The organism is candidate division WOR-3 bacterium, from assembly GCA_039801365.1.
Lineage (GTDB): Bacteria > Hydrothermota > Tepidihabitantia > Tepidihabitantales > Tepidihabitantaceae > JBDRUN01.
In genome coordinates this window covers 1-20,847 of the sequence record JBDRUN010000035.1, presented here as the reverse complement: position 1 = coordinate 20,847, position 20,847 = coordinate 1, and the positions used below count along the sequence as shown (strand labels likewise).

At 58.9% G+C, this 20,847-nt stretch carries 20 protein-coding genes and 1 CRISPR repeat array; of the genes, 15 read left to right on the top strand and 5 right to left on the bottom strand.

Annotated elements, in window-relative coordinates:
* Positions 1–27: 27 nt before the first annotated feature.
* Positions 28–721: direct repeats of the CRISPR family, unit length 36 nt; unit sequence GATAACGACCTCAATCCGGCACAGCGGAGTAGAAAC.
* 101 nt (positions 722–822) lie between these two features.
* From cas1 to ABIL25_05985, 4 genes are all read left to right on the top strand, one after another.
* Positions 823–3,075 (top strand): CRISPR-associated endonuclease Cas1, encoded by a 2,253-nt coding sequence (gene cas1, locus ABIL25_06000; protein ID MEO0081827.1) that lies wholly within the window; start codon positions 823–825, stop codon positions 3,073–3,075.
* A gap of 35 nt (positions 3,076–3,110) precedes the next feature.
* Positions 3,111–3,362, top strand: a complete 252-nt coding sequence (gene cas2, locus ABIL25_05995) for a CRISPR-associated endonuclease Cas2 (protein ID MEO0081826.1) — start codon at positions 3,111–3,113, stop codon at positions 3,360–3,362.
* A 237-nt stretch (positions 3,363–3,599) separates the two neighbouring features.
* A complete protein-coding gene (locus ABIL25_05990) occupies positions 3,600–5,426 on the top strand; it encodes an AAA family ATPase (GenBank protein MEO0081825.1) in 1,827 nt (608 codons plus the stop codon).
* Between the two features lie 2 nt (positions 5,427–5,428).
* Positions 5,429–6,343 (top strand): hypothetical protein, encoded by a 915-nt coding sequence (locus tag ABIL25_05985; GenBank protein ID MEO0081824.1) that lies wholly within the window; start codon positions 5,429–5,431, stop codon positions 6,341–6,343.
* A 79-nt stretch (positions 6,344–6,422) separates the two neighbouring features.
* On the opposite strand, the gene ABIL25_05980 is transcribed toward ABIL25_05985, so the two are convergent.
* The 4 genes from ABIL25_05980 to ABIL25_05965 form a co-directional block, all read right to left on the bottom strand.
* A complete protein-coding gene (locus ABIL25_05980) occupies positions 6,423–7,136 on the bottom strand; it encodes an ImmA/IrrE family metallo-endopeptidase (GenBank protein MEO0081823.1) in 714 nt (237 codons plus the stop codon).
* 4 nt (positions 7,137–7,140) lie between these two features.
* Positions 7,141–7,998, bottom strand: a complete 858-nt coding sequence (locus ABIL25_05975) for an HPr family phosphocarrier protein (protein ID MEO0081822.1) — start codon at positions 7,996–7,998, stop codon at positions 7,141–7,143.
* Positions 7,991–8,638 (bottom strand): sigma-70 family RNA polymerase sigma factor, encoded by a 648-nt coding sequence (locus tag ABIL25_05970; GenBank protein ID MEO0081821.1) that lies wholly within the window; start codon positions 8,636–8,638, stop codon positions 7,991–7,993. The genes ABIL25_05975 and ABIL25_05970 overlap by 8 nt, the downstream gene beginning before the upstream one ends.
* 287 nt (positions 8,639–8,925) lie before the next feature.
* On the bottom strand, positions 8,926–9,396 hold the full coding sequence (locus ABIL25_05965; protein ID MEO0081820.1) for a hypothetical protein: 471 nt from the start codon (positions 9,394–9,396) through the stop codon (positions 8,926–8,928).
* A gap of 84 nt (positions 9,397–9,480) precedes the next feature.
* On the opposite strand from ABIL25_05965, the gene ABIL25_05960 reads away from it, so the two are divergent.
* Complete coding sequence (locus tag ABIL25_05960; GenBank protein ID MEO0081819.1) at positions 9,481–9,645, top strand: hypothetical protein; 165 nt, start codon at positions 9,481–9,483, stop codon at positions 9,643–9,645.
* Positions 9,646–9,948: 303 nt separating this feature from the next.
* Here the strand turns inward: ABIL25_05960 and ABIL25_05955 are convergent, their stop codons facing one another.
* Positions 9,949–10,134: a hypothetical protein gene (locus ABIL25_05955; GenBank protein MEO0081818.1), complete on the bottom strand. Its 186-nt coding sequence runs from the start codon at positions 10,132–10,134 to the stop codon at positions 9,949–9,951.
* 173 nt (positions 10,135–10,307) lie between these two features.
* Here ABIL25_05955 and mraZ point away from each other — a divergent pair, with 173 nt between their 5' ends.
* The 10 genes from mraZ to ABIL25_05905 form a co-directional block, all read left to right on the top strand.
* Positions 10,308–10,856 (top strand): division/cell wall cluster transcriptional repressor MraZ, encoded by a 549-nt coding sequence (gene mraZ, locus ABIL25_05950; GenBank protein ID MEO0081817.1) that lies wholly within the window; start codon positions 10,308–10,310, stop codon positions 10,854–10,856.
* Between the two features lie 58 nt (positions 10,857–10,914).
* On the top strand, positions 10,915–11,799 hold the full coding sequence (gene rsmH, locus ABIL25_05945; GenBank protein ID MEO0081816.1) for a 16S rRNA (cytosine(1402)-N(4))-methyltransferase RsmH: 885 nt from the start codon (positions 10,915–10,917) through the stop codon (positions 11,797–11,799).
* A 45-nt stretch (positions 11,800–11,844) separates the two neighbouring features.
* Positions 11,845–12,174: a hypothetical protein gene (locus ABIL25_05940; GenBank protein MEO0081815.1), complete on the top strand. Its 330-nt coding sequence runs from the start codon at positions 11,845–11,847 to the stop codon at positions 12,172–12,174.
* A 4-nt stretch (positions 12,175–12,178) separates the two neighbouring features.
* Positions 12,179–13,942, top strand: coding sequence for a penicillin-binding protein 2 (locus tag ABIL25_05935; GenBank protein ID MEO0081814.1), 1,764 nt, complete (start codon positions 12,179–12,181; stop codon positions 13,940–13,942).
* Positions 13,939–15,408, top strand: a complete 1,470-nt coding sequence (locus ABIL25_05930) for a UDP-N-acetylmuramoyl-L-alanyl-D-glutamate--2,6-diaminopimelate ligase (GenBank protein ID MEO0081813.1) — start codon at positions 13,939–13,941, stop codon at positions 15,406–15,408. Before ABIL25_05935 ends, ABIL25_05930 begins: the two co-directional genes overlap by 4 nt.
* A 61-nt stretch (positions 15,409–15,469) precedes the next feature.
* Positions 15,470–16,558 (top strand): phospho-N-acetylmuramoyl-pentapeptide-transferase, encoded by a 1,089-nt coding sequence (gene mraY / locus ABIL25_05925; GenBank protein MEO0081812.1) that lies wholly within the window; start codon positions 15,470–15,472, stop codon positions 16,556–16,558.
* Between the two features lie 92 nt (positions 16,559–16,650).
* Positions 16,651–18,000, top strand: coding sequence for a UDP-N-acetylmuramoyl-L-alanine--D-glutamate ligase (gene murD, locus ABIL25_05920; protein MEO0081811.1), 1,350 nt, complete (start codon positions 16,651–16,653; stop codon positions 17,998–18,000).
* An 81-nt stretch (positions 18,001–18,081) separates the two neighbouring features.
* On the top strand, positions 18,082–19,314 hold the full coding sequence (locus ABIL25_05915) for an FtsW/RodA/SpoVE family cell cycle protein (GenBank protein MEO0081810.1): 1,233 nt from the start codon (positions 18,082–18,084) through the stop codon (positions 19,312–19,314).
* Positions 19,250–20,356 carry a UDP-N-acetylglucosamine--N-acetylmuramyl-(pentapeptide) pyrophosphoryl-undecaprenol N-acetylglucosamine transferase gene (locus ABIL25_05910; protein MEO0081809.1) on the top strand — a complete coding sequence of 369 codons (1,107 nt, stop codon included), beginning with the start codon at positions 19,250–19,252 and terminating at the stop codon, positions 20,354–20,356. The genes ABIL25_05915 and ABIL25_05910 overlap by 65 nt, the downstream gene beginning before the upstream one ends.
* Positions 20,341–20,847 (top strand): Mur ligase domain-containing protein (locus ABIL25_05905; GenBank protein ID MEO0081808.1); only part of this gene is annotated, 507 nt, incomplete at its 3' end. The genes ABIL25_05910 and ABIL25_05905, both read left to right, overlap by 16 nt.

Genomic DNA, 20,847 nt, shown 5'->3' with positions numbered 1-20,847 from the left:
GGCAAAATGGCGTTGCTTGCCATCTCCGATAACGACCTCAATCCGGCACAGCGGAGTAGAAACCCCGAGCTTGATAGCCTCGGCCGCCTCATCACACTGGACGATAACGACCTCAATCCGGCACAGCGGAGTAGAAACACGAAGAGTGAAAGAATCCGACTGTTGGCCGTCGTTGATAACGACCTCAATCCGGCACAGCGGAGTAGAAACACCAATGGTTGGACTAGAAACGAGATCTTCGTTAGTTTGGATAACGACCTCAATCCGGCACAGCGGAGTAGAAACGCCGCAGCGGGCGACTTGCAGCGTGCCTTGACCGTCCAGATAACGACCTCAATCCGGCACAGCGGAGTAGAAACTTGTGGCGCGCAGCCGCAACATCACCAGTAGATACTGGATAACGACCTCAATCCGGCACAGCGGAGTAGAAACTCGGTACCAGCAGCCAAGTAGCCGCGGACAGAATCATGATAACGACCTCAATCCGGCACAGCGGAGTAGAAACGAATACGGCACGTTTGAGCCGTCCCTCGCAGACATGATAACGACCTCAATCCGGCACAGCGGAGTAGAAACTGGTGTGGTTGAGGCTGGGGCTGGGGTTGCGGTGGCTGATAACGACCTCAATCCGGCACAGCGGAGTAGAAACCCATTCGGCGGGGGTTTTGGGGGAGCTCCCTGCCCCGATAACGACCTCAATCCGGCACAGCGGAGATACGAGTGACAGGTGACAGGCGACAAGTGACAGGTGACAGGCGACAGGGATAGGGAAGGGGGTGACAGGTGATACGATACGGGTACCAGACAGAAAGGAGGAACACGGTGTCAGGACATCTTTATGGTCGCATCTGCGACCCGAGTACGCTCTTTCGCGCCTGGTCTGCTGTGAAGGCCAATGCCGGCGTGGCCGGTGCGGATGAGGTATCACTTGGCGCGTTTGAGCAGAGTTTGAACCAGAACTTAGCTGGCCTTTCCCGGTCGCTCTTGAATCAAAGCTACGTGCCCGAGCCGACAAAGGCGGTGATGATTCCGAAGTCGGATGGCACGAAGCGACGTCTTTGCGTTCCGTCGGTGAAAGACCGGGTGGTGCAGCAGGCGGCCCGGATGGTTCTTGAGCCCTTGTTCGAGAACCGGTTTCTTGCGTGCAGTTTCGGGTATCGGCCCGGGATGGGGCCGCTTCGGGCAGTCGGCAGGGTGGAAACACTGCTTCACGACGGTCGCCTCTGGGTTGCCGGAGCCGACATTGACGACTTCTTCGACTCGATTAGCCACACGATTCTGCTTAGGCTCGTGGCCGAGCGGGTCTGGGAGAAACCGGTGCTGAGGCTCATAGAACTCTGGCTTCGGACCGGCTCGGTACACATGGGCAACTGGCGCGAGAATCCCGAAGGTGTGCCCCAAGGCGGTGTGATTTCGCCCCTGCTCTCCAACATCTACCTTCATCCGTTTGATATGGAAATGACCCGTCGCGGGTATGGTCTTGTGCGCTATGCCGACGACTATCTGTTCCTTGAGCCAGAGCGGAACCGGGCAGTTCACGCGGCCCGCGAAGCGGCTGGATTCCTCGCGCGCGAGTTGTTGCTCAAGACCGAGGCACCGGAAGTGACACACGCGGGCGAGGGGTTTGTCTTCCTTGGCTTCCTTTTTCAGGGCGGGAAGAAAACTATAGCCCCGGGTAAGCTGGAGCGGATGAAGCAGAAGGTGACCGAGGTGGTGAGAAGTGCAAAGACCATTCCGGACACCGTGAGCCGGCTCAATCTGCTGCTTGCCGGCTGGCGGAACTACTATGGCGCAGGCGATACCGAGGAGCAGTTGCGACTCATCGAAACCGTGGTGTTCCGAGAGCTTGGCACCAGACTAAAGACCCTGCCGGGTGACAGCCGGGCCGGAACCCGGCAATGCTTGGAAAGACTAGAGTTTCTGCTTCCCAAGTCTCAAGCAGGTCGGGTGAAGTTCATTAGTCTGCTGTTTGCGTCTGCCGTGTCCGTGCCTGGTCGTACAGAAAGCACGTCACCGCCAGAGCCTGCACAGGCCGTGAAGACAAGGCGTCGTCAGTATGAGCGGCTGGCAGAAGAAGAGTCGGTGTTGGTGGTGGACCGACCAGGGTCTTTTGTCGGCAAGACAAGTAGGCGCGTGGTTGTGCGCGAACGGGGCCGCCGCATGCGGGAGTTGCCTCTGTTTCGGTTGCGGAACATCATCATCGAATCTAATGGGGTGGGCGTTTCCAGCGACCTGGTCCGGTTCTGCTCAGGCCAGGGCGTAACTATCAGTTTCCAGGACGAACGTGGCCGACCCTGCGCCTTCCTGGTTGGGGCTGACCGGGCCGCCTATCCATTGACCATCGCCCAGCTCGAGACGCAGAAGTCGGAGCGCGGGAACTATTTGGCGCGCGCCTTCGTTGAAGGGAAGGTTACGAATCAGATGAATCTCCTGCGCTACTATGCCAAGTATCGAGGCCGGGCCGAGTCGGAGTTCCGACAGGAGATACCCGCCGCGGTCGAGAAGCTGGCCGGACTACTGGAGCAACTGGCCGGTCTGGAATCGGACGAGCGGTTCGGCGGCCAGCTCTTTGCACTCGAGGGGCAGGCCGGAGGAATCTATTGGGGTCTGGTCAAGTCCCTGCTTGCATCGGATGCCTGCTTTGAGCGCCGGGAAAAGAAGGGAGCCACCGACCTTGTGAACTCGCTCCTGAACTACGGATACGGGATACTCTACTCGTTGATGCACCGGCTGTTGGTCCTTGCCGGGCTGAACCCTTGTGTCGGCTTCATCCATCGCGGTCCCGCGGACCGGTCCAACCTGCTGTTTGACGTGGTAGAGGAGTTTCGCCAGCCGGTCGTTGACCGGGCGGTCATCCGGCTCCTGCGCAAGAAGGCGCGGCTGGGGATGGACGGAGTGCTGCTTGACCAACATACCAGGCATCGCCTGGTGACCGCCGTGATGGACAACCTGGGTTCTCCAGTATATTACCGCGGAGGCCGGTCGAGTCTGCGGAATGCGATGGAAGGACAGGTTCAGCGTCTGGTTGGCTTCATCAAGGGCAGGGAGCAATACCGGCCATTCATTTTTCACTGATGTGGTAGCTTGTCACTTATTACCTGTGAGGAGATATGGTTGTCGTTGTGAGTTACGACATCGTTGGCGACCGACGCCGGGTCCGGATCTGCAACAAGCTGAAGGACTATGGCCGACGCGTGCAGTACAGCGTGTTCGAATGCAATCTGGACGAACGCAGGCTGGCCGAGCTTGCGGCCGAACTCTCTGCTCTGCTCAACGTAAGGCAGGACAGCATTCGGTTCTACCGGCTCTGCGAACGGTGCGCCGCTAGGGTTGAAGTCAGAGGCCATCCTGCCGGTCCTTGACAGGTATCCGTTGGGAACTAGTATGGATGGAGGCAAAGGATGACGGGTGGAGAGAGTCCCTTCGCCCAATGACTAGTCACTTGGAGATGTTGTTCCTAGGACAATTTGGAGCAAGTACGAAGTGACAAGAAACAAGTGACAGGCGACCGGCGACAAGTGAAAAGAGACAGGATAGAATCCGGTATTTTTTTTTGAGTGATACGAAGACCGTAACAAGAAAGAGAGGGAAGGGAAAGGATGTTCACCGACGGACTGTTTCCTGATAAGGATATGGATTCAAACAACCGCGATAGGTACTATCCGACTCGTGAACTGCCTGAGGATTCGATTTTCCGGCGCGTGGGCGAGGATTTGACTTTCAGGGTGAAGAACAATCCGCCCGGAGATTTCTCGGCCCGTGAGCCGGAAATGCGTCAATTGGTGCGTATCCTTGGCCGGCGAGCTAAGGCGAATCCGATGATTCTTGGAGACGCGGGGGTGGGCAAGACATTCCTGGTGAAGTGTCTCGCCTGGAAGATCGTAAACAGAGACGTGCCAGAGTGGCTTCTGGGACGGAAGGTAATCAGGACCAGTTTCTATGATGTGCAGGCCGGTGTGCCGGGTACATACTGGGAGTGGGGAGCGTATTCAAAGTTGCTGAAAGAGTTGCTGGAAGCAGCCAGCAAGGAACCGGTCGTACTGTTCATTGATGAGATACATCAGATTTTCGGACATCCGCACAGCGCAAACATCCTGAAGCCCTACATTGCGGAGAATCGGGTGAGGCTTATCGGTGCAACAACGACCGAGGAGTTTCACCGTTTCGTTAGTCGAGACGAGGCGGTCAGGCGCCGGTTTCAGGAGGTGAGCATAGCTGAGCCGGAGGGAGAGAATCTTAGGCATATTGTGCGGGCAGAGTTAGAGGACTTGCAGAAGTACTACGGGGCTAGCGCCAAGCCGGGGCTGGTTGAGTATGCAATCAGGTTGTCAAATGAGTATTTGCCTTTCCGAAGGCAGCCGGATAAGACGATTGACCTTCTGGAGCAGGCTTTCACAGAGTGCCGAATGGCTGACAAGAAGACTTGTGATGCGGCGAACTTGAGGGTCGCACTGGCTGAAATTACCGGGATTCCGGATGAGACGATTGCACAAGAGCAGGAGAGGACCAAGGGACTGGAGCGGGCCCTGAATGCGAGGGTGCTGGGTCAGAAGGAGGCGATTGCCGCCATATGTAGCCGTCTGGCCGTGACGCGTGCACGGGTACAGGTGAATCCGGAGCGTCCGCTTGGCGTATTCTTGATTGCCGGGCCGAGCGGGGTGGGCAAGACCGAGCTGGCCAAGGCCCTGGCCCTGCACTATACCGGTAGTGAGGACAATCTTGTGCGGTTTGATATGTCGGCACATCAGACATTGGTGTCGCTTTTGGGCCGGCCCGGACCGCCCAGTGCCGAGAATCCGGAGCTCCTTGCTCCCTTGACACTGCAGATGCGCAGGCATCCGTTCTGCGTGCTGCTTCTGGATGAGTTTGAGAAAGCAGCACCGGAGGTTAGGTTGGCTTTTCTGCAGGTTTTTGACTACGGCAAGCTGGAGGACCTTCAGGGTAACGCGCTGTATTTCAGCGGCACTATCGTGCTGATGACTTGTAATGTCGGGTTTACTGATGAAGGAGTTAGGGTGTCCGGGTTCGGGCCCGACACAACGACCACATGGAGCAACATCCGACGCGATGTGATAAGAGCAGTGGAGAAGGAGTTTCCCAGGGAGTTCCTGGGACGAGTGGATGAGATACTGGTGTTCAAGCCGCTGACGACGACCGTGATGGATGGATTCATTTCGCAGAAGCTTAGCCGGTTGAGTACGCTGCTGGGCAAGCGTATCACTTTGAGTCAGGAGGCTATTGACCTGATCCGTAACCAGGGTTTTTCAAGGGAGTACGGAGCCCGGCCTTTGAACCGGGCGATAGATGCCGTTGTAGGCAAAGCTCTGGCTGAGTTGAAGGTGAACTATCCTTCAGAATGGGAGAGGGCGAGAGCGGTTGAGGTAATTTTGCGGGACGGTGCACCAGTTGCCCAAGTGAAGGGGTGACTGTGGCACGGTTGATTGTTGACCCGGACAAGAAACACCTAATAGAACGGGCGTGCCAGCGGCGCCGGCTGAGCAAAGAGCAGGCGGATAAGGTAATTCAGAAGCTCGTACAGACTGTTTCCGAGCAAGCACCGGATGACTGGCGGTTCACTACAAGCCCGGTGGCAAAGTTCATCATCGCGTATGAGCCCGGCGGGCCGGATTGCCGTTTTATCGGCCGAACGTACCGGGACCATAATGGCCGCGGTTCAGCGCTGGTGCAGAGGCTCAAGGCAGAAACAGTGAGCGAGCTGGAGCTGCAGGTGGCGCGAGATGAGTATCGCTCTCTACTAGAAGACCCGGAGTGCGACATATTCCACGAGCTAAAGACGTGCTATGAGCCAAAGCAGGATTTGTCGGACGAGAAGCAATTCTTCGAGGGGATGAAGCTACTGGTGCCACACGTGGTACCGATGCAGGCAAAACAGGTGGCACAGAGGCCTAATGCCATTGTGGATAAGGGGGAGCTCTGGGTTAGACAGGGAGAGTTTGCGAATGTTGCGGATGAGGTTTCGGGCAACCGGTGGGACCGGTTGCTGTTCGTCCGGTTGACGAAGAACGGGCTAGACCCGAGCCGGCAGAGGGTGTACAAGATTGACTGTCAGGGTACACTCAGGCTGGAACAGGAGCAGGAGTATGAGGACGTGGTTCCAGTACCCAGGCTGAGGCCGGCCGGTGCGCTTCGCAGTCAGGGTTACTGGATGGTGCCGACCTATGTTGATGCGGTGTTCATTGACCTCACATACGCGCACGGGAATTGGGCGGGTGATGGAGAGGAGTATCGGCTGGACGCGGGTGGGATGCTTCTGCTGGCAAGGCTGGAGGCGCTTTTCCGGCCGTTCAGGCCGAAGAAGCCGTATGAGAGCGCCCGGCACTGAGGAACACAAGGTCAGAGCGTAGAACCGAAGGACAGCGAGGGTAAGCAGAGAACAGGGAGTAGTTTGGGGTCGGGTCAGTTCAGACCGGGGACAGGGTGGGTTTTTCCAGATGGTGGCGGAGGAGGGAGTAGAGGTATGTGCGGTGCTCAAGTTCCAGAGTCTGACGGCGGCGACGTTCAATAAGCGAGGAAGGGTCTTTGCCAAGGCGCACAAGGGCCAGATTTGAGTCAGCGTAGCCGTTGACCAGCCGGTAGAGCTGGATTCTTGCACCGACCCAGGAAAGGGGCAGGTCCAGACTACGATGGAGTCGCCGGGCCGGTATGTGGCCGGTGCGCTCTACCTGGCGATGGAGGAAGCCTTCCGGCAGAACAATGAGCATGGCGTGAACGTCGGCTTCGAGTTCGATTTCCGCACAGTAGCGTTTCTGGAGCATTCTTGAGCCAAGGCTCATTGTCTCGCAGAAGCCGCATACCGCAAAGCTGGGTCGGCGGAGATGGTCGAGCATGACGTGTCCAAGTTCGTGGGCAAGGGAGGTGAGCCGTTCTCCGGGCCGGGTAAGTTCGCGATCGAGCAGGATGAAGGGAACGTCCTGGACGAGTATGCTTGCGGCCCGAGCCCGGGTGCCAGCCAGACTTTCGTCAAGAATTAGTTCGATGCCGTTCTGCCGGCAGTACAAGGCAAGCGAATCGAAGTCGTGATGGCGTTCGCTGGTGCAGATGTCAGCGAAGTCGGTTTTGACGCGAGCCACTGTCTGACGGCAGATCTCGATGCCGCGGGTAAGCGCATCAGACATCTTACTATGCCCCGGTTCGGGTGTCCGGTTCGTTTCTGCCGCGGGCTTTCATCTCAAGCCTGCGTCTGAGCAGTCTGGCGTAGAGCTGTCGGAACGCACGCCGGTCTGCTTCGGTGGGAGACAGGTTGTTCAGTCGCTCGAAGTAGGCGGTCTGGAGGTCAGTGTAGGCCTGTTCGGTCTCGCCGAACAGGAAGAACAGAGTCCATTTCAGGTAGCGCTCGAGTTTGTCGAGCTGGGCCGGAGTGGGCCAGTCGCCTTGTTCGAGCCGTTCGATTTCCTGCTGGGTCATTTGGGCGCGTTCGGCCAGTCTGCGACGGGCAATGTCCCAGGTGCAGTTGAGCCGGCGGCGCAGGCGCTGGACCATGTGGGAGATGATGAGCGATGGCCGGTGGAGCGGTCGAGAGACAGCGCGGGACCGGAATGGGATTTCGACTCGTTGGCGAGTGCGACCAGCGGCTCTTTCTTGCTGCATCAGTTCGCGGATGCACTGTTGTTCACGGCGGCGCTCGAGTCCAGACTGGAACCTGTGCCAGACGCGACCGGAGACCTCCGGCGGTACCAGTTCCAGCGCCTGGACGAGGTTGAAGAACCTCTGGCACCAGTCCGGAACTATCGCCACGTTCGCAAGGCAGGGAGCCAGGGTTGTAAGAGCTGTCTCCTCGTCTTTGCCCATGGCGATGAGGGTAGCCTCCGGCTCTTTTTCACTGCCGAGCGCAAGCACCTCGATGAGGTCCTTGGCGTTTGCCTCGGCGCTGCCCCGGATAACCCGGACGTCGGAGACAAACCGGCGGGCCAGGACCACGAAGTCCGCCACCTGACGGCTGTCCCAGGTGCCGGTGATTCTTATTACTTTTTCAGGCATCGTTCCGGTCCCGGTACATTCCGAGACGGGCGGTGAGAACTTTGCGACCACGAGTGATGAGCTTCTTGACCGAGTCAATGGTCGTGTCCATCACCTGGGCGATTTCTTCGATACGCATCTCGTCCGCAAAGCGGAGATGGCAGGCATCACGGTATCGGTCGGGTAAACGATAGATTTCTGCGACAAGGTTCAGCCAGGCTTCCCGGCCCTCGAGAAGCACGGGGGGAGAGCGGCCGAGAGCAGGAACTAGGGCGGGGTCGTCGAGTTTGTCAAGGTCGGTATCAGTGATGTCAAGCCTGGCCTTGCGGGCATATTTGTTTATCCAGTGGCGGGCGATGGTGTAAATCCAGGTTGAGAGCGTACAGCGCCACTGAAACCGTTCCAGTTGGACTAGTACGTCACGCAGGGCCTCGGACGCGCAGTCCTCAGCTTCGGGCCGGGACCCGAGTCGCAGGAAAGCAAGGTAGATGATGCCGGTGTTGAAGCGGTTGAAGAGGTCCTTCTGAGCCTTGTTGCGCACAGCCGGGTCTTCGGACAGACACTGGGAGACAAGTAAGCGGTCTTCCTGTTCGCGGACATAGGGTGGCCGGGTGCGTGCTTTTTCTTGGTCTGACACGGTGTTATATGCTATCAGAGCCATGGGATGTTTCAATGCGGCCTTTGACATCAGAGCTGCAGGGGGAGCCGCAAGAACGGGAAACCGACGATGCCGGATTCCAGCATGCAGAGAATGGTGCGGACACGGGCTGCAAGGGGCACGGACCAGACGGACGGTGCGAAATACCAGATGCTAGATTCCAGATTTCAGGTACAAGAATGCACAACCACGAGGCGGACAGGGGCATGACGTGATGTTCAGGACAGCGGTGAGAACACAGAGCGTCAGGGAAACATGAGGAGGATTGCCAGAAGCGGCGGTTCCTTCGCCTAGGCAATGTGCGGTGCTTCATTGTCTGTTCTTGCCTGATTGCCGCTTCGGACTGAAGTCGGTGAGTCGAGGCTTTCCAGGACTTTGAGCCGAACCCGGATCAGAACTTCCGGGTCAAGACCGCGAGATGTCCAACGCTGTTCTAATAGAGCGATTTCAGACGATGAGAGTCTGCCCCGATTCCGGCGCCAGAGTGCATACACCTGCCGACCGTAAGTGGCATACCAGAATCGGGTGAGAGGTGGGACGTTTGCCAGGATAACCAAGCCACGTACGATTTCGTCTATGGACGCAAGAATACGAGCCTGGGCTTCGTATCGTCCTACCATTTGCGGGTTCTTTTCTTCGAGCAGGAGATAGACCCGGCTCGGGTCGGTTTTTGCCCGGTATCGGTGTGTCGCGCGGACGGCCTTTTCCTGCGCTGGTCTGTTGCCGCTTGCATCAGCGGTCGAGTCTTGTTTGTGTTTCATAGTCCATCTAGATAGTACCATCCGGAGTTAGAAAAGTGCCAATCGTCACAGTAGATTGAAAGTGCGTCAGTTGAGCTATTGGCGATGCTTTTTCCCGGCTTGTTCCCGGGTCGGCTGGGGGAGCTGTTCCGGTGTCAGTTTTCCGGATTCTGTGTCGGCACGATTCAGGAGGGGGGTAGTCGAGTACAGCTAGACGCACCGGGCACGTTTCTGGCCGGTTGGCAGGGTAGTATGGGACAGAAGTGCTAAGAGACATCGTTAGACGATGGGCTGGAGAAAGGTTCTGACTACTGAGTTGAGACGAGCCACCGATGGTAAGTGGAATCGGCGTTGCCAGAATGGGTTGGATACCGTAACGGCATCCTGACAGCCACCTGGCTGACGAGTAAGCCTGCCTGGCCCGTTGTGTCCTTTGGTGTCGTGCTGGTGTTGCTCCTGCTTGTTTCACCTTTCGCTTGTTGGGTGGATGCGTGTGTTGATGGCAGATTGTGCTGGCGCATTTTGAGCTTGAATCAAGATTGACTTGCTCTGCGGCTTGGTGCTTTCTCGCGGTCATGGTGTGTGTGGCCGGCGCGTAAGCAAGTGGCCGAGCGCGAAAAGGGGAAGGTAGGGCAGAAAGCCGAAGTTGGTCAGGTTGCCAACCGGAAACAGTGAGCAGCAAGCGCAGGGGATTGGCAGGTAGGTATAGGTATAGGGTGAGTAGCAGAGTAGAGGTTCTGAAGTTGCGGGCGAAGTCATTGCCCCCTTGCCTAAGTCTTTGAGGTCAAGAGCCTAAGAGCGTATCACTTGCTACTGGGAGAAGACGACACCGGGGACATAATGTTTTTCTTGACAAGCCAGAGTGGGGGGATATATTGGCCGCGTGTGGAAAAGTGGTAGATAGTGGTGGATAATGAAAGTGTCGTTTAGAAATGGTGAATAATCTTTTCCTCGGAGAGTTCCGGTTCTCCGTTGACGCGAAAGGCAGGGTGCAGGTCCCGGTCTCCTATAGGGAGCGTCTTTCTCCAGAATCGGATAGGACGTTCGTATTGCAAAGAGGTCGTGACAGAACAATCGAAGTCCACCCCCTGTCCGAATGGCGAGAATACTGGGACCGCACCCTGCAGAATCTGCCCAAGTATCAGGACCGAGCGCGTAAGGTGCGTCGGCTAGCTTTGGCAAGCGCAGCCGAGGTGCAGATGGATAGTCAGTATCGGCTGTTGATTCCGAAGCATCTGCTGGAGTGGGCCGGCATCAGTAGTGAGGCGGTTCTGGCCGGTGCTGGTGAGTATTTCGAGATATGGGAGCCGGGTCGCTATGACCAGTTCACCGAGGAGGCGCGGCAGACGCTTGATGAGGACCTGGCCGAGCTGGAGCGACACGGCTGGGGGATTGAGACAGGTCCGGCCGAGCCCAGGAGTCAGCGTGCGGAAGGCAGAGTTCAGCAGTCGGATGCCCGACCGAGTGAACACAGAAGTTAGATGCCAGACGGTAGATTTTGGAAGCGGCTGACAGTAGAGAGTAGAACGCAGAAGGCAGATGACGACAGACCGAGCAGCGGTGTTTCACCAGCCGGTACTGGTCAATGAAGTACTTGAATACCTTGCGCCGCGAGCGGGAACGATTGTTGATGCCTGCGTGGGCGGAGCCGGCCACGCACGGCAGATACTCGCGGTATTAGGGTCCGGCAGGCTTCTGGGTCTTGACCTGGACCCAGAGGCCCTGGCCGAAGCAAGAAGGCAACTGGATAGTTACGAAAATGTGGAGCTCGTGCAGGCGAACTACGCCGATATGGTAGCTATTGTGAAAAGGCTGAACCTGGAGCCGGTGCGGGGCGTGCTGTTTGATTTTGGAGTTTCCTATCATCAGTTGCGTACTGCCAGCCGGGGTTTCAGTTTCGAGCTGGATGGTCCCTTGGATATGAGATTCGACCAGTCCGCATCACTGCCTCCTGCGCTCGCGCTGGTGCGCCGGGCAAGCCCGAAGGAAATTGCGGCTTGGCTTGAGGAGTACGGCCAGGAGCGGTTTGCCAAGCGGATTGCCCGGCGCATCAGCGCTTTCCGTGGCCGGCTACATACGACCCGAGACTTGGCCGACTGCGTGCGGGCAAGCGTACCTGGCAAGATGTGGCGCAAGAGTCTGGCCCGGGTCTTTCAGGCCGTCCGCGTCCGGGTCAATAACGAGCTTGAGAATGTAAGGAATGGTCTGGCCGCAGCGTTGAACCTGCTCGAACCGGGCGGCCGACTCGTGGCGATATCGTATCACTCGCTTGAGGACCGCGAGGTCAAGACCGCACTGCGCGAAGCCGAGCGCGACGGCCGGGCTAGAATTCTGACCCCGAAGCCGGTGCGACCGAGCGAGAGCGAAGTCAGAGCCAATCCGCAGTCAAGGTCAGCAAGGCTAAGGGCAGCAGAACGACTGTGAATCGCAGACTGGTCAGAGGGTGTAAGTGGTCCGAATCGAAACAGAGTGAGAGACATGAGGACGCTTATTAGAATCGGCATCGTCTGGTTTCTCTGCATGCTGGCGCTTGCATATCTCGGACTTCATAATCGAAGCCTGAGGTTGACCCGGTTGCTGAGCACTTGCGAGGGCCGTCACCGCCATTTGCTTGAGCAGCGCGACAGCCTGGCGGTGCTGGTCATGCGGCTTGAGAGCTTTTCGCGGCTGGAGTCGCTCTGGGTTGCAAGTGGTCGGCCACGGTACTCTGCCCAGGAGGACGCGATAGCCGTAACCGAGCCGGACACCGGGCCGGTCATCGTGGCGCAAGCCGCCAGTAGAGGGGAAGCGAGGCAGTAAGGACGTGAGACAGTACGCGAGCGCGGAAGTCCGGCGGAATCGGCTGGTGGCAGGTGCGCTGTTTGTGCTGGGCACCATGCTGTTGGGTCGGATGGGGTATGTGCAACTGGTGCGCGGGGCCGCATACCGGGTAAAGGCCGCCAGCCTGCACATTGACTCGCTGCGACTTGCACCGGAGCGGGGCCGGATACTTGATTGCTGGGGCCGACCGCTGACCTTGAATCAGACCGCGTGTCTTGTTTACGTGTGGCCGAGAAAGGTGAGGAACCTAGACTCCTTGGCCGACATCCTCGCTTCGGCCGGACTCGGCACAAAGGAGGAGGTGCGACAGGAGATAGCGGAGCATGAGAAGATGTTCTGCTTTCCGAAACGGCTGGAGCAGCCGGCGGCTGATGCATTATGGCGCCGCATCGTGAAGTGTCGGTTCGGTAACTGCACCGAGGTCGAAGCTGAAACCCACCGCTGGTATCCTTTTGGCCCGAGCTGCAGTAACGTCGTCGGTTTCGTCGGCGAAGACGGCGGACTGGCTGGGCTGGAGGCCTGGTACGATTCAGTCCTGTCTGGCCAGCCAGGCTGGGTGCTGATGCAGCGCGAGGGGCTTGGTCTGGAGCTACCGTATCCGAGCTATCCGAGGGTCGAGCCGGTTCCGGGCGCGGACATTACGCTTACGCTTGACCTTGACGTCCAGGAGCTGTGTTACCGGGCACTTGCTGCCGGACTAGAGCGTACCGGAGCGAAGCACGGGTCCGCGGTCGTGTTGGACGCACAGGACGGCGCAGTTCTGGCACTGGCGAGTTGTCCGAGCTATGACCCGGCCCGGTTCAGGGATTTTCCGGCAAGCCGGTACAAGTGCGCACCGGTGTGCGATGAGTTCGAGCCAGGTTCGTCATTCAAGATTGTGGTGTGCGCGGCAGCACTTGAGAGTCCGCAGGCCGAGGAGTTTGTCCGGGACCGCTACGATGTGTCGGCTGGTGCCATCGAGGTGTCGGGCTACCGGATTTCAGACGCTCATAACCACGGGGTACTGGATTTTGACGGGTTGTTCACGCAGTCTTCAAATCCGGGGTGTGCGATGCTCGCGCTCCGGCTCGACCGTACGCACTTCTACCTTACCGCCAAGGCCCTGGGGTTCGGTGAACCAGTCGGCATCGGGCTGCCAGGCGAGGCAACCGGTCGTATGGACAAGCCGGCAAAGCTAACCGCGCTGCGGATTGCGAACAACGCGTTCGGTCAGGGAGTGACCGTAACGCTATTGCAGCTTGCTGCTGCATATCTGTGCATTGCGAACAACGGTCGCTATGTCCGACCCTACCTGGTGCGATCGGTTCGCTCCGGCAACCGGGTTCTGCACCAGGCGGGTCCCAGGCCAGGCCGGCAGGTTCTTGCGCCCGCGACCTGCGCCCGGATGAAGGAAATCCTGGCCAAGGTTGTGACTGAGGGCACCGGTACGTTTGCGGCGGTGCCTGGAGTAGAGGTGTGCGGCAAGACCGGTACCGCACAGAAGGTCGAGCCGGGCGGCGGTTATTCAGATACGCGCTCGATGATGTCGTTTGTCGGGTTTCTGCCCCGCGAGCCGGCGCGGTACGTGATTGCCGTGTTGCTGGATGAGCCCAATCACCGGTTTGCCAGTACCTCGGCCGGACCGGTGTTCCGAGAAATCGGTGAGCAACTGCTTCTGCTGGAGAAGGTACGCAGGGCGAGAATGGCCGCGGGCCAGTTCCCGGTTGCGGGCCGCACCGAACCCGGGATGCGGATTGCAGGGAAATGAGAAAGCGACTTGAGGAGCTTGTGCTGGGTATGCCATGTACGATTCACGGCAACCCCAAAGTTGAAATCAAGGGTATCGCGTATCACTCGGGCCAGGTCAAACCGGGTTACCTGTTCGTTGCGGTTGAAGGATTCCGGGTCGCAGGCAGTCAGTTCATTGATGAGGCGATGAACCGTGGAGCGGTGGCGGTTGCGACAACGGACTTTTCCCGCGTTCGCCGGGGCTGGGTTACTACCGTGCTGACCAAGACGCCCAGACGGTTTCTGGCCCAGGTGTCCAACCGGTTCTATGACTTTCCTTCGCGCAAGCTGGACCTTGTGGGCGTTACCGGTACTAATGGCAAGACTACGACGACCTTTCTGGTTCGCGCGATGGCAAGACAGAGCGGCATCGAGCCAGGGTTCATCGGCACGATTGAGTACTCGGACGGAGTTGAGTACCGCAAGGCCGGCCACACCACGCCTGAGAGTCTGGACCTGGTTGAGCTTCTGGCCCGGATGGCGGACAACAAAGTTCCGCTTTGTGTTGCTGAGGTGTCGTCACACGCGCTTGAGCTGGACCGGGTCTATGACCTCGATTTCAAGGTCGCCGCATTCACGAATCTGACACAGGACCATCTGGACTTTCATAAGACAATGCGGGCGTACCAGGAAGCTAAGATGAAGTTGTTCGAGGGGCTGAGGCCGACAAGCTTCGTCGTGACGAACCAGGACGATGTGATGGGTCGGGAAATCGCAGCCAAAGCCAGGGCCAGAGTTATTCGCTACGGTACGAGGCCGGACCTGGAGCCAGTGCCTGAGATTGTCGGCAAGGTGACTGTAGTCAGGCCGGACGGTCTGGCAACCGAAGTTTCAGTCCAGGGCAAGGCAGTGCCGGTACGACTAAAGTTAGTGGGGCGGTACAACCTGGCCAATCTTCTGGCCGCGTTCGGTATCGGTACGGCCCTGGGTTGGAGCCCGGAAGTAATGGCAGCCGGCGCTGAGTCGCTTGAGAACGTGCCGGGCCGGCTGGAGCGGATCGAGACCGGCCGCGGGTTTCAGGTCTATGTTGACTATGCCCATACACCGGATGCACTGGTGCGTGTGCTGGAAACCGTGCGTGAGTTCACGAGCGGTCGGGTGATATGTGTGTTCGGGTGTGGCGGAGACCGGGACCAGGCCAAAAGGCCGTTGATGGGCCGGGCGGTCGCCGGGCTTGCGGACCTTGCCATTGTTACTTCGGACAACCCGCGTTCTGAGCCGGCCGAGGTGATTATCAGGGACATTGTCAAGGGCATGAACTCAGGTGAGCACATCGTCGAGCCGGACCGCAGGGAGGCGATTCGGCAGGCACTGGCTGCGGCCCGGCCGGGCGATTCGGTTATCGTTGCCGGCAAGGGACACGAGGAATACCAGCTAGTGGGGGAGGAGCGACGACCGTTTGATGATCGGAAGGTGACGAAGGAGCTTCTGGCAGAACTCGGATGAAGGTGAAGGATAGATTGCCGATTGCAGAGGTCAGCAACACGGACAGCGGGGGGGGTGTCTGATGCTGTACCGACTGCTCTGGCCGTTGCGCGATATTTTCGGGCCGCTGAACCTGTTTCGTTACATTACGTTCCGAGCCGCTGCGGCCGGCTCGGTTGCCATCGTGCTGACACTCTTGCTCGGGCCGTTGCTCATCCGGCTGGTGCGGCGGCTGCAGATTGGACAGAATGTGAGGGAGGAAGTGCCGGAGCGGCACCGGCAGAAGGCCGGCACGCCGACGATGGGTGGTGTGTTGATGCTTGTGGCCGGGCTGGCCGGCATTCTGTTGTTTGCCGACCTTGGAAATCGGTTTGTCCAGCTCGGCATTTTGGTGCTGGTCTGGCTAGGACTGCTTGGACTCTGGGATGACTTCGTCAAGGTCAGGCTCGGCCGGCCACGCGGTATCAATAAGATGACCAAGCTCGTGGCTCAGTTCCTGCTGGCGAGCCTGGTCGGATTGGTTCTCTACTTCGCGCCCCTGGACCCGGCAATCCGGTCCAAGACCAATTTTCTCCTGTTCAAGAACATCACTTTGGACTTCGGGTGGTTCTACATTCCTTTTGTCATGTTTGTCCTTGTCCTGGGATCAAACGCCGTAAACCTTGCCGACGGACTCGATGGTCTGGCCGCCGGGCTCCTGATCGTGGCGCTGGGCAGTGTTGCGATGCTCTGCTACGTCTCAGGGCATGGCAAGATTGCTGCCTACTTGAACATCATGTTCGTAAACGGCTCAGGCGAGATGGCGGTGTACTGTCTGGCGCTGCTTGGTGCCTGTCTTGGGTTTCTGTGGTACAACTGTCACCCGGCCCAAATATTCATGGGCGACACCGGTTCGCTGCCGCTTGGCGGAGCCCTAGCCCTGGCCGGGGTCGTGGCCAAGCACGAGCTGCTGCTCCCTTTGGTCGGCGGTGTGTTTGTGTTGGAGACGGTCTCGGTAATACTGCAGGTCGCCTGTTTCCGGCTGGGCCGGGGCAAGCGGCTTTTCCGCATGGCTCCGCTGCACCATCATTACGAGCTTTCCGGCTGGACCGAGACCCAGGTGGTGACAAGGTTCATGATTCTTTCGGTACTGTTCGGTCTGATGGCGCTGGCATCACTGAAGATAAGATGAGAGAGAAGAGAGTTCGAGGGTTAGAGGGGTCAGGGGGTCGAGGGTCGGCATGTGCAGCGGTGGGACAACGACTAGCTCAGAATTCAGTCCCAGTGCCGCCAACCAAGGACGAACTGGCAAGGAGCCGGGTGCTGGTGCTGGGCCTGGGTCGAGCCGGAAGCGCAATCGCCCGGTTCCTGATGAAGCTGGGGGCAGCGGTGTATGGTCATGACTCAGACCAGTCCGTCCTTGCAGGTCAAGCCGTGAAACAACTGCGGCAGGCCGGTATGGTGCTCGCACCAAAGCCCGAGGTCGTGAAGGCCGACTGGGCCGTAGTCAGTCCCGGAATCAGTGAGGACAATGAGGCAGTTGTCGAGTTGCGCCGCAGGGGAGTGCCGGTTGTTGACGAACTCGACCTTGCGAGCCAGTTCGTATCCGGGCCGATAGTGGCCGTGACCGGCTCGAACGGCAAGTCAACGACTACCGCCTTGATCGGCCACATTCTTGAGGTTGCGGGTCATCGGGTGTTTGTCGGCGGCAACCTGGCACCGGGTAGGCCGTTGTCGGCAGCACTCGATGTCGGGCCCTATGACTGGTATGTGGTTGAGGCGTCGAGTTTTCAGCTTGAGAGAGCGCAGTGGTTCGCGCCTGCAGTTGCAGTGATTCTGAATGTGTCACCAGACCATCTGGACCGGCACCGGTCACTTGCCGTCTATGCAGAATGTAAGTTTCGGATACTGGATCATCAGAGTATGTCCGACTGGGCAGTGCTGAACCACGACGATTCGGTTGTCATGAAAGCACGCGGACGTGGGAAGGCTGATCGCCGATTCTTCTCGATGCGGCGGCCGGTCTGCGGAGCATACCGGTCCGGGGGGTGGCTGTACTTTGAGGGCGAACGGATTGCTCCGGTTTCGGAAATGAAGCTGTGCGGAGCTCACAATGTCGCCAATGCGCTCGCCGCGGTGTGCGTGGCGCGGATAGTGGGAACCGGTGTCGGTGCGATAAGGCGAGGCCTGGCTGGATTTGCGGGTCTGCCACACCGGCTGGAGCGGGTGCGGGTGCTGGCCGGGGTGGAGTACGTGAACAACAGCATGTGCACAAACCCGGCCGCCGGGATAAAGTCCCTGGAAGCATTCAGACGAAAGGTTGTTCTGATAACTGGCGGCAGGGAAAAGGGGCTGCCAGTCGCCGACTACGTGCAGGCAGTGGCAAGGAGGGCAAAGCAGGTGATTCTGTGCGGAGAGAACGCACCGAAGCTTGGTCGGGCGCTGGCACGCGCCGGCTTCAAACGGTTTCAGTCAGCGGCGAGTCTGGTCGGGGCCGTGAGGGCAGCCAAGGCTATAGCTCAGGCCGGAGATGTGGTGCTTTTCTCGCCAGCGTTTGCGAGCTTTGACCAGTTCCGGGATTTTCAGGAGCGGGGAGATGCGTTTAAGAAGGAAGTCCGAAGGCTGAAGGCTTAGGGATGAGCTGCATAAGGACAGAAGAACAGTCAGTCGGCGGGTGGCTTTCCGGCAGCAGTTCGTCCCGGACTGGGAGTCTGCATGCTTAGGATTGGTCGGCGAAAAAACGCTAGGTCAGTGCGGATGGTGTGGCGCCGTGCGGGCCGGAGCAAGGCCGGACCCGACGGACTGGCCGTAACCGGACGGCAGGCCGGGCCGGTTGATCCGGTGCTCCTCTTTGTTGTCGTCACACTGGCGATGGTCGGCCTGACTGTGGTCTATGCGGCAACGTACCACGAGGGAACGGATCGAATTGAGAATCACCTGGTCCGCGCGACCATCGGACTCTTTGCACTCTTTGTCGGCATCAGGCTCAAGCATACTGTGCTTGCGGGGTGGTTCGGTTGGTTTCTGCTTGGAGTTGTTCTGGGGCTGATGGTCGTGACCGCGATTGCCGGCCGTGCGGCCGGTGTGGCGCATCGCTGGCTGCCACTCCTGAAAAAGCTTTCAATTCAACCGGCGGAAATCGCAAAGTTCGTGCTGCCGATGTGGCTGGCAGCCTATTTCGCAAGGCTGAAGGAAAAGCCGGAACGGGAGTGGAATCTGTGGCGGTCTCTGGTAAGGCCCGGACTCGTGGCACTGGGCTTTGTTGTGCTCACCGCTGCTCAGCCGGCAGTGGGAACGACGGCCATCATGGCAGCCTCGACCTTGATCATGTTCTTTCTGGTTGGAGTGAGACTGAGGTTTTTGGTACCGGTTACGCTGCTCGCCGTCGTAGCCCTGGTGGTGCTGGTGTGGCGTGTGCCTTATGCTCATGACCGCTGGCAGGAGTTCATATCAGGTAAGTGCCGACAACAGCAGCACTCGTTGATTGCCATCGGTTCGGGTGGAGTAATCGGTAAAGGCCTGGGCGAGGGTAAGCAGAAGTTCTATTTTCTATCCAAGTTGGAGACAGATTTCGCAATTGCGTCAGTGGGTGAGGAGTTCGGGTTTGCCGGTGCGCTGGTGATATTCGGGCTGTATGCTGTGTTTCTGGTGCGGGGCATGCAGGCAGGGCGCCGGAGTCCTCACCACTTCGGTCAGTATCTAGCATCAGGAATCGTCATTACGATTTTTCTGTATGCCCTGGTCCATATCGCCGTGGCGGTGGCCTGGGCACCAGTGACGGGCCAGCCACTGCCCTTCGTATCGTACGGCGGCTCCGCACTGGTGACAAACCTGTTTGCCGCCGGGGTCGTGCTGAATGTTTCGAGATATACAGGGAGGCCGGATGAGAATCATGCTGGCCGCGGGTGGGACCGGCGGCCACGTCTTTCCCGCGTTAGCGCTCGCTAGAGAGCTCATGCGGCGAGCGGTGGACGTTGTCTGGGTTGGTCGGCGTGATGGCCTTGAGGCCAACCTGGCCCGCTCGCACGGGTGTGAGTTTGAGCCGGTGCCGGCCGCGGGTCTTGTCGGGAAGAGTATTCGAGCCAGGCTGGCCTGGCCCGGAGTGTTCTCGGCTGGAGTAGTTCGTTCCATTGGGCTGGTATCCAGGTGGACGCCGGATGCGGTTGTGGCAACCGGCGGGTATGTTGCTGCTGCGCCGCTGGTTGCAGCACGGCTTGCCGGCCGACCGTTCTTTCTGCTTGAACAGAACCGAGTGCCCGGCAGGGTAACGCGGTTTTTTTCGGCTGGAGCAAGGATGTGTTTCTTCGGGTTTCCGCCAAAGGGAACGGCGGAATGCGATTTCGGCAGGCACGTCGGGACATGCGACACGAACGTGGTGGTTACCGGCAATCCGCTCCGGCCGGAGATGTCCACGCCGGCACGGCACGATGATGGTAAGACTGTGCTTGTGCTCGGTGGTAGCGGTGGAGCCAGAGCCCTAACTCTCGCCGCCCTGGATACAGCCGCAGCACTGGCGAATCTTCACTTTATCGTCTTGACCGGCCGGCGCGACTTTGAGCTCGCCCGGTCCATGAGACGTTCAAGCAACTGCGAACTGGTGGAGTTTACCGACCGACCCAGCGAACTATACGCACGGGCCACAATTGCAATTTCCCGGGCAGGCGGCATGGTACTCTCAGAACTGGTTGCCTATGGCATTCCTGCCATCCTTGTGCCCTTCCCATATGCCGCAGACCGACACCAGCATGCGAACGCAGAATACCTGGAGTCGGTTGGCGCCGCCATCAATCTGGACCAGAGCCGCCTGTCCGGGCTTACTTCACTCACCGGCGAGCTGATGAGCGACACCGGCCGCCGCCACAGGATGGAACAGGCCTGCCGTGCAGTAGCCCGGCCGGACGCAGCTTCGGTGATAGCAGAGAACATCATCAGGGCTGTCAATCAACAGGCGACAGCCAAAACCGAGGAGCTCGGATGTTCGGCCGGCTGAAGCGTGTCCACTTTGTCGGCATCGGCGGCGTCGGGATGAGCGGCATCGCGCTGGTGCTGCGGAATCTGGGGTTCGAGGTGTCCGGTTCGGACCTGCACGAGAGCGAAACGACAAGGCGGTTGGTCGAGGCTGGTGTCAGGGTTTCTGTCGGACACGCAAGGGAGAATCTGGGCGATGCCGAGGTCGTCGTGTTCTCGACCGCGGTCGGGTCCGAAAACCCTGAGCTTGTCGAGGCCCGAAACCGCGGAGTACCGCTGATCCGACGGGCCGAGATGCTTGCCGAGCTGATGCGCATGAAGTTCGCGGTCGGTGTGTCCGGTAGCCACGGCAAGACCACGGTTACCTCGATGGTGGGACATCTTCTTGAGCGAGCCGGTTTGGACCCGACGGTCGTCATTGGCGGACGGGTGATTGGAACTGCGGCTGGTGCGAGACTGGGACAGTCTGAGTATCTTGTCGCCGAGGCAGATGAGAGTGACCGGTCTTTTCTT

Bases quoted from the DNA above. Each gene is read 5' to 3' on its own strand.
- ABIL25_05915 (MEO0081810.1), top strand. From the start codon at position 18,082: ATGCTTAGGATTGGTCGGCGAAAAAACGCTAGGTCAGTGCGGATGGTG.
- ABIL25_05965 (MEO0081820.1), bottom strand. From the start codon at position 9,396: ATGAAACACAAACAAGACTCGACCGCTGATGCAAGCGGCAACAGACCA.
- ABIL25_05990 (MEO0081825.1), top strand. From the start codon at position 3,600: ATGTTCACCGACGGACTGTTTCCTGATAAGGATATGGATTCAAACAAC.
- ABIL25_05975 (MEO0081822.1), bottom strand. From the start codon at position 7,998: ATGCCTGAAAAAGTAATAAGAATCACCGGCACCTGGGACAGCCGTCAG.
- rsmH (MEO0081816.1), top strand. From the start codon at position 10,915: ATGACGACAGACCGAGCAGCGGTGTTTCACCAGCCGGTACTGGTCAAT.
- ABIL25_05960 (MEO0081819.1), top strand. From the start codon at position 9,481: ATGCTTTTTCCCGGCTTGTTCCCGGGTCGGCTGGGGGAGCTGTTCCGG.
- ABIL25_05930 (MEO0081813.1), top strand. From the start codon at position 13,939: ATGAGAAAGCGACTTGAGGAGCTTGTGCTGGGTATGCCATGTACGATT.
- ABIL25_05910 (MEO0081809.1), top strand. From the start codon at position 19,250: ATGAGAATCATGCTGGCCGCGGGTGGGACCGGCGGCCACGTCTTTCCC.
- mraZ (MEO0081817.1), top strand. From the start codon at position 10,308: ATGGTGAATAATCTTTTCCTCGGAGAGTTCCGGTTCTCCGTTGACGCG.
- cas2 (MEO0081826.1), top strand. From the start codon at position 3,111: ATGGTTGTCGTTGTGAGTTACGACATCGTTGGCGACCGACGCCGGGTC.
- ABIL25_05980 (MEO0081823.1), bottom strand. From the start codon at position 7,136: ATGTCTGATGCGCTTACCCGCGGCATCGAGATCTGCCGTCAGACAGTG.
- mraY (MEO0081812.1), top strand. From the start codon at position 15,470: ATGCTGTACCGACTGCTCTGGCCGTTGCGCGATATTTTCGGGCCGCTG.
- ABIL25_05955 (MEO0081818.1), bottom strand. From the start codon at position 10,134: ATGACTTCGCCCGCAACTTCAGAACCTCTACTCTGCTACTCACCCTAT.
- ABIL25_05970 (MEO0081821.1), bottom strand. From the start codon at position 8,638: ATGGCTCTGATAGCATATAACACCGTGTCAGACCAAGAAAAAGCACGC.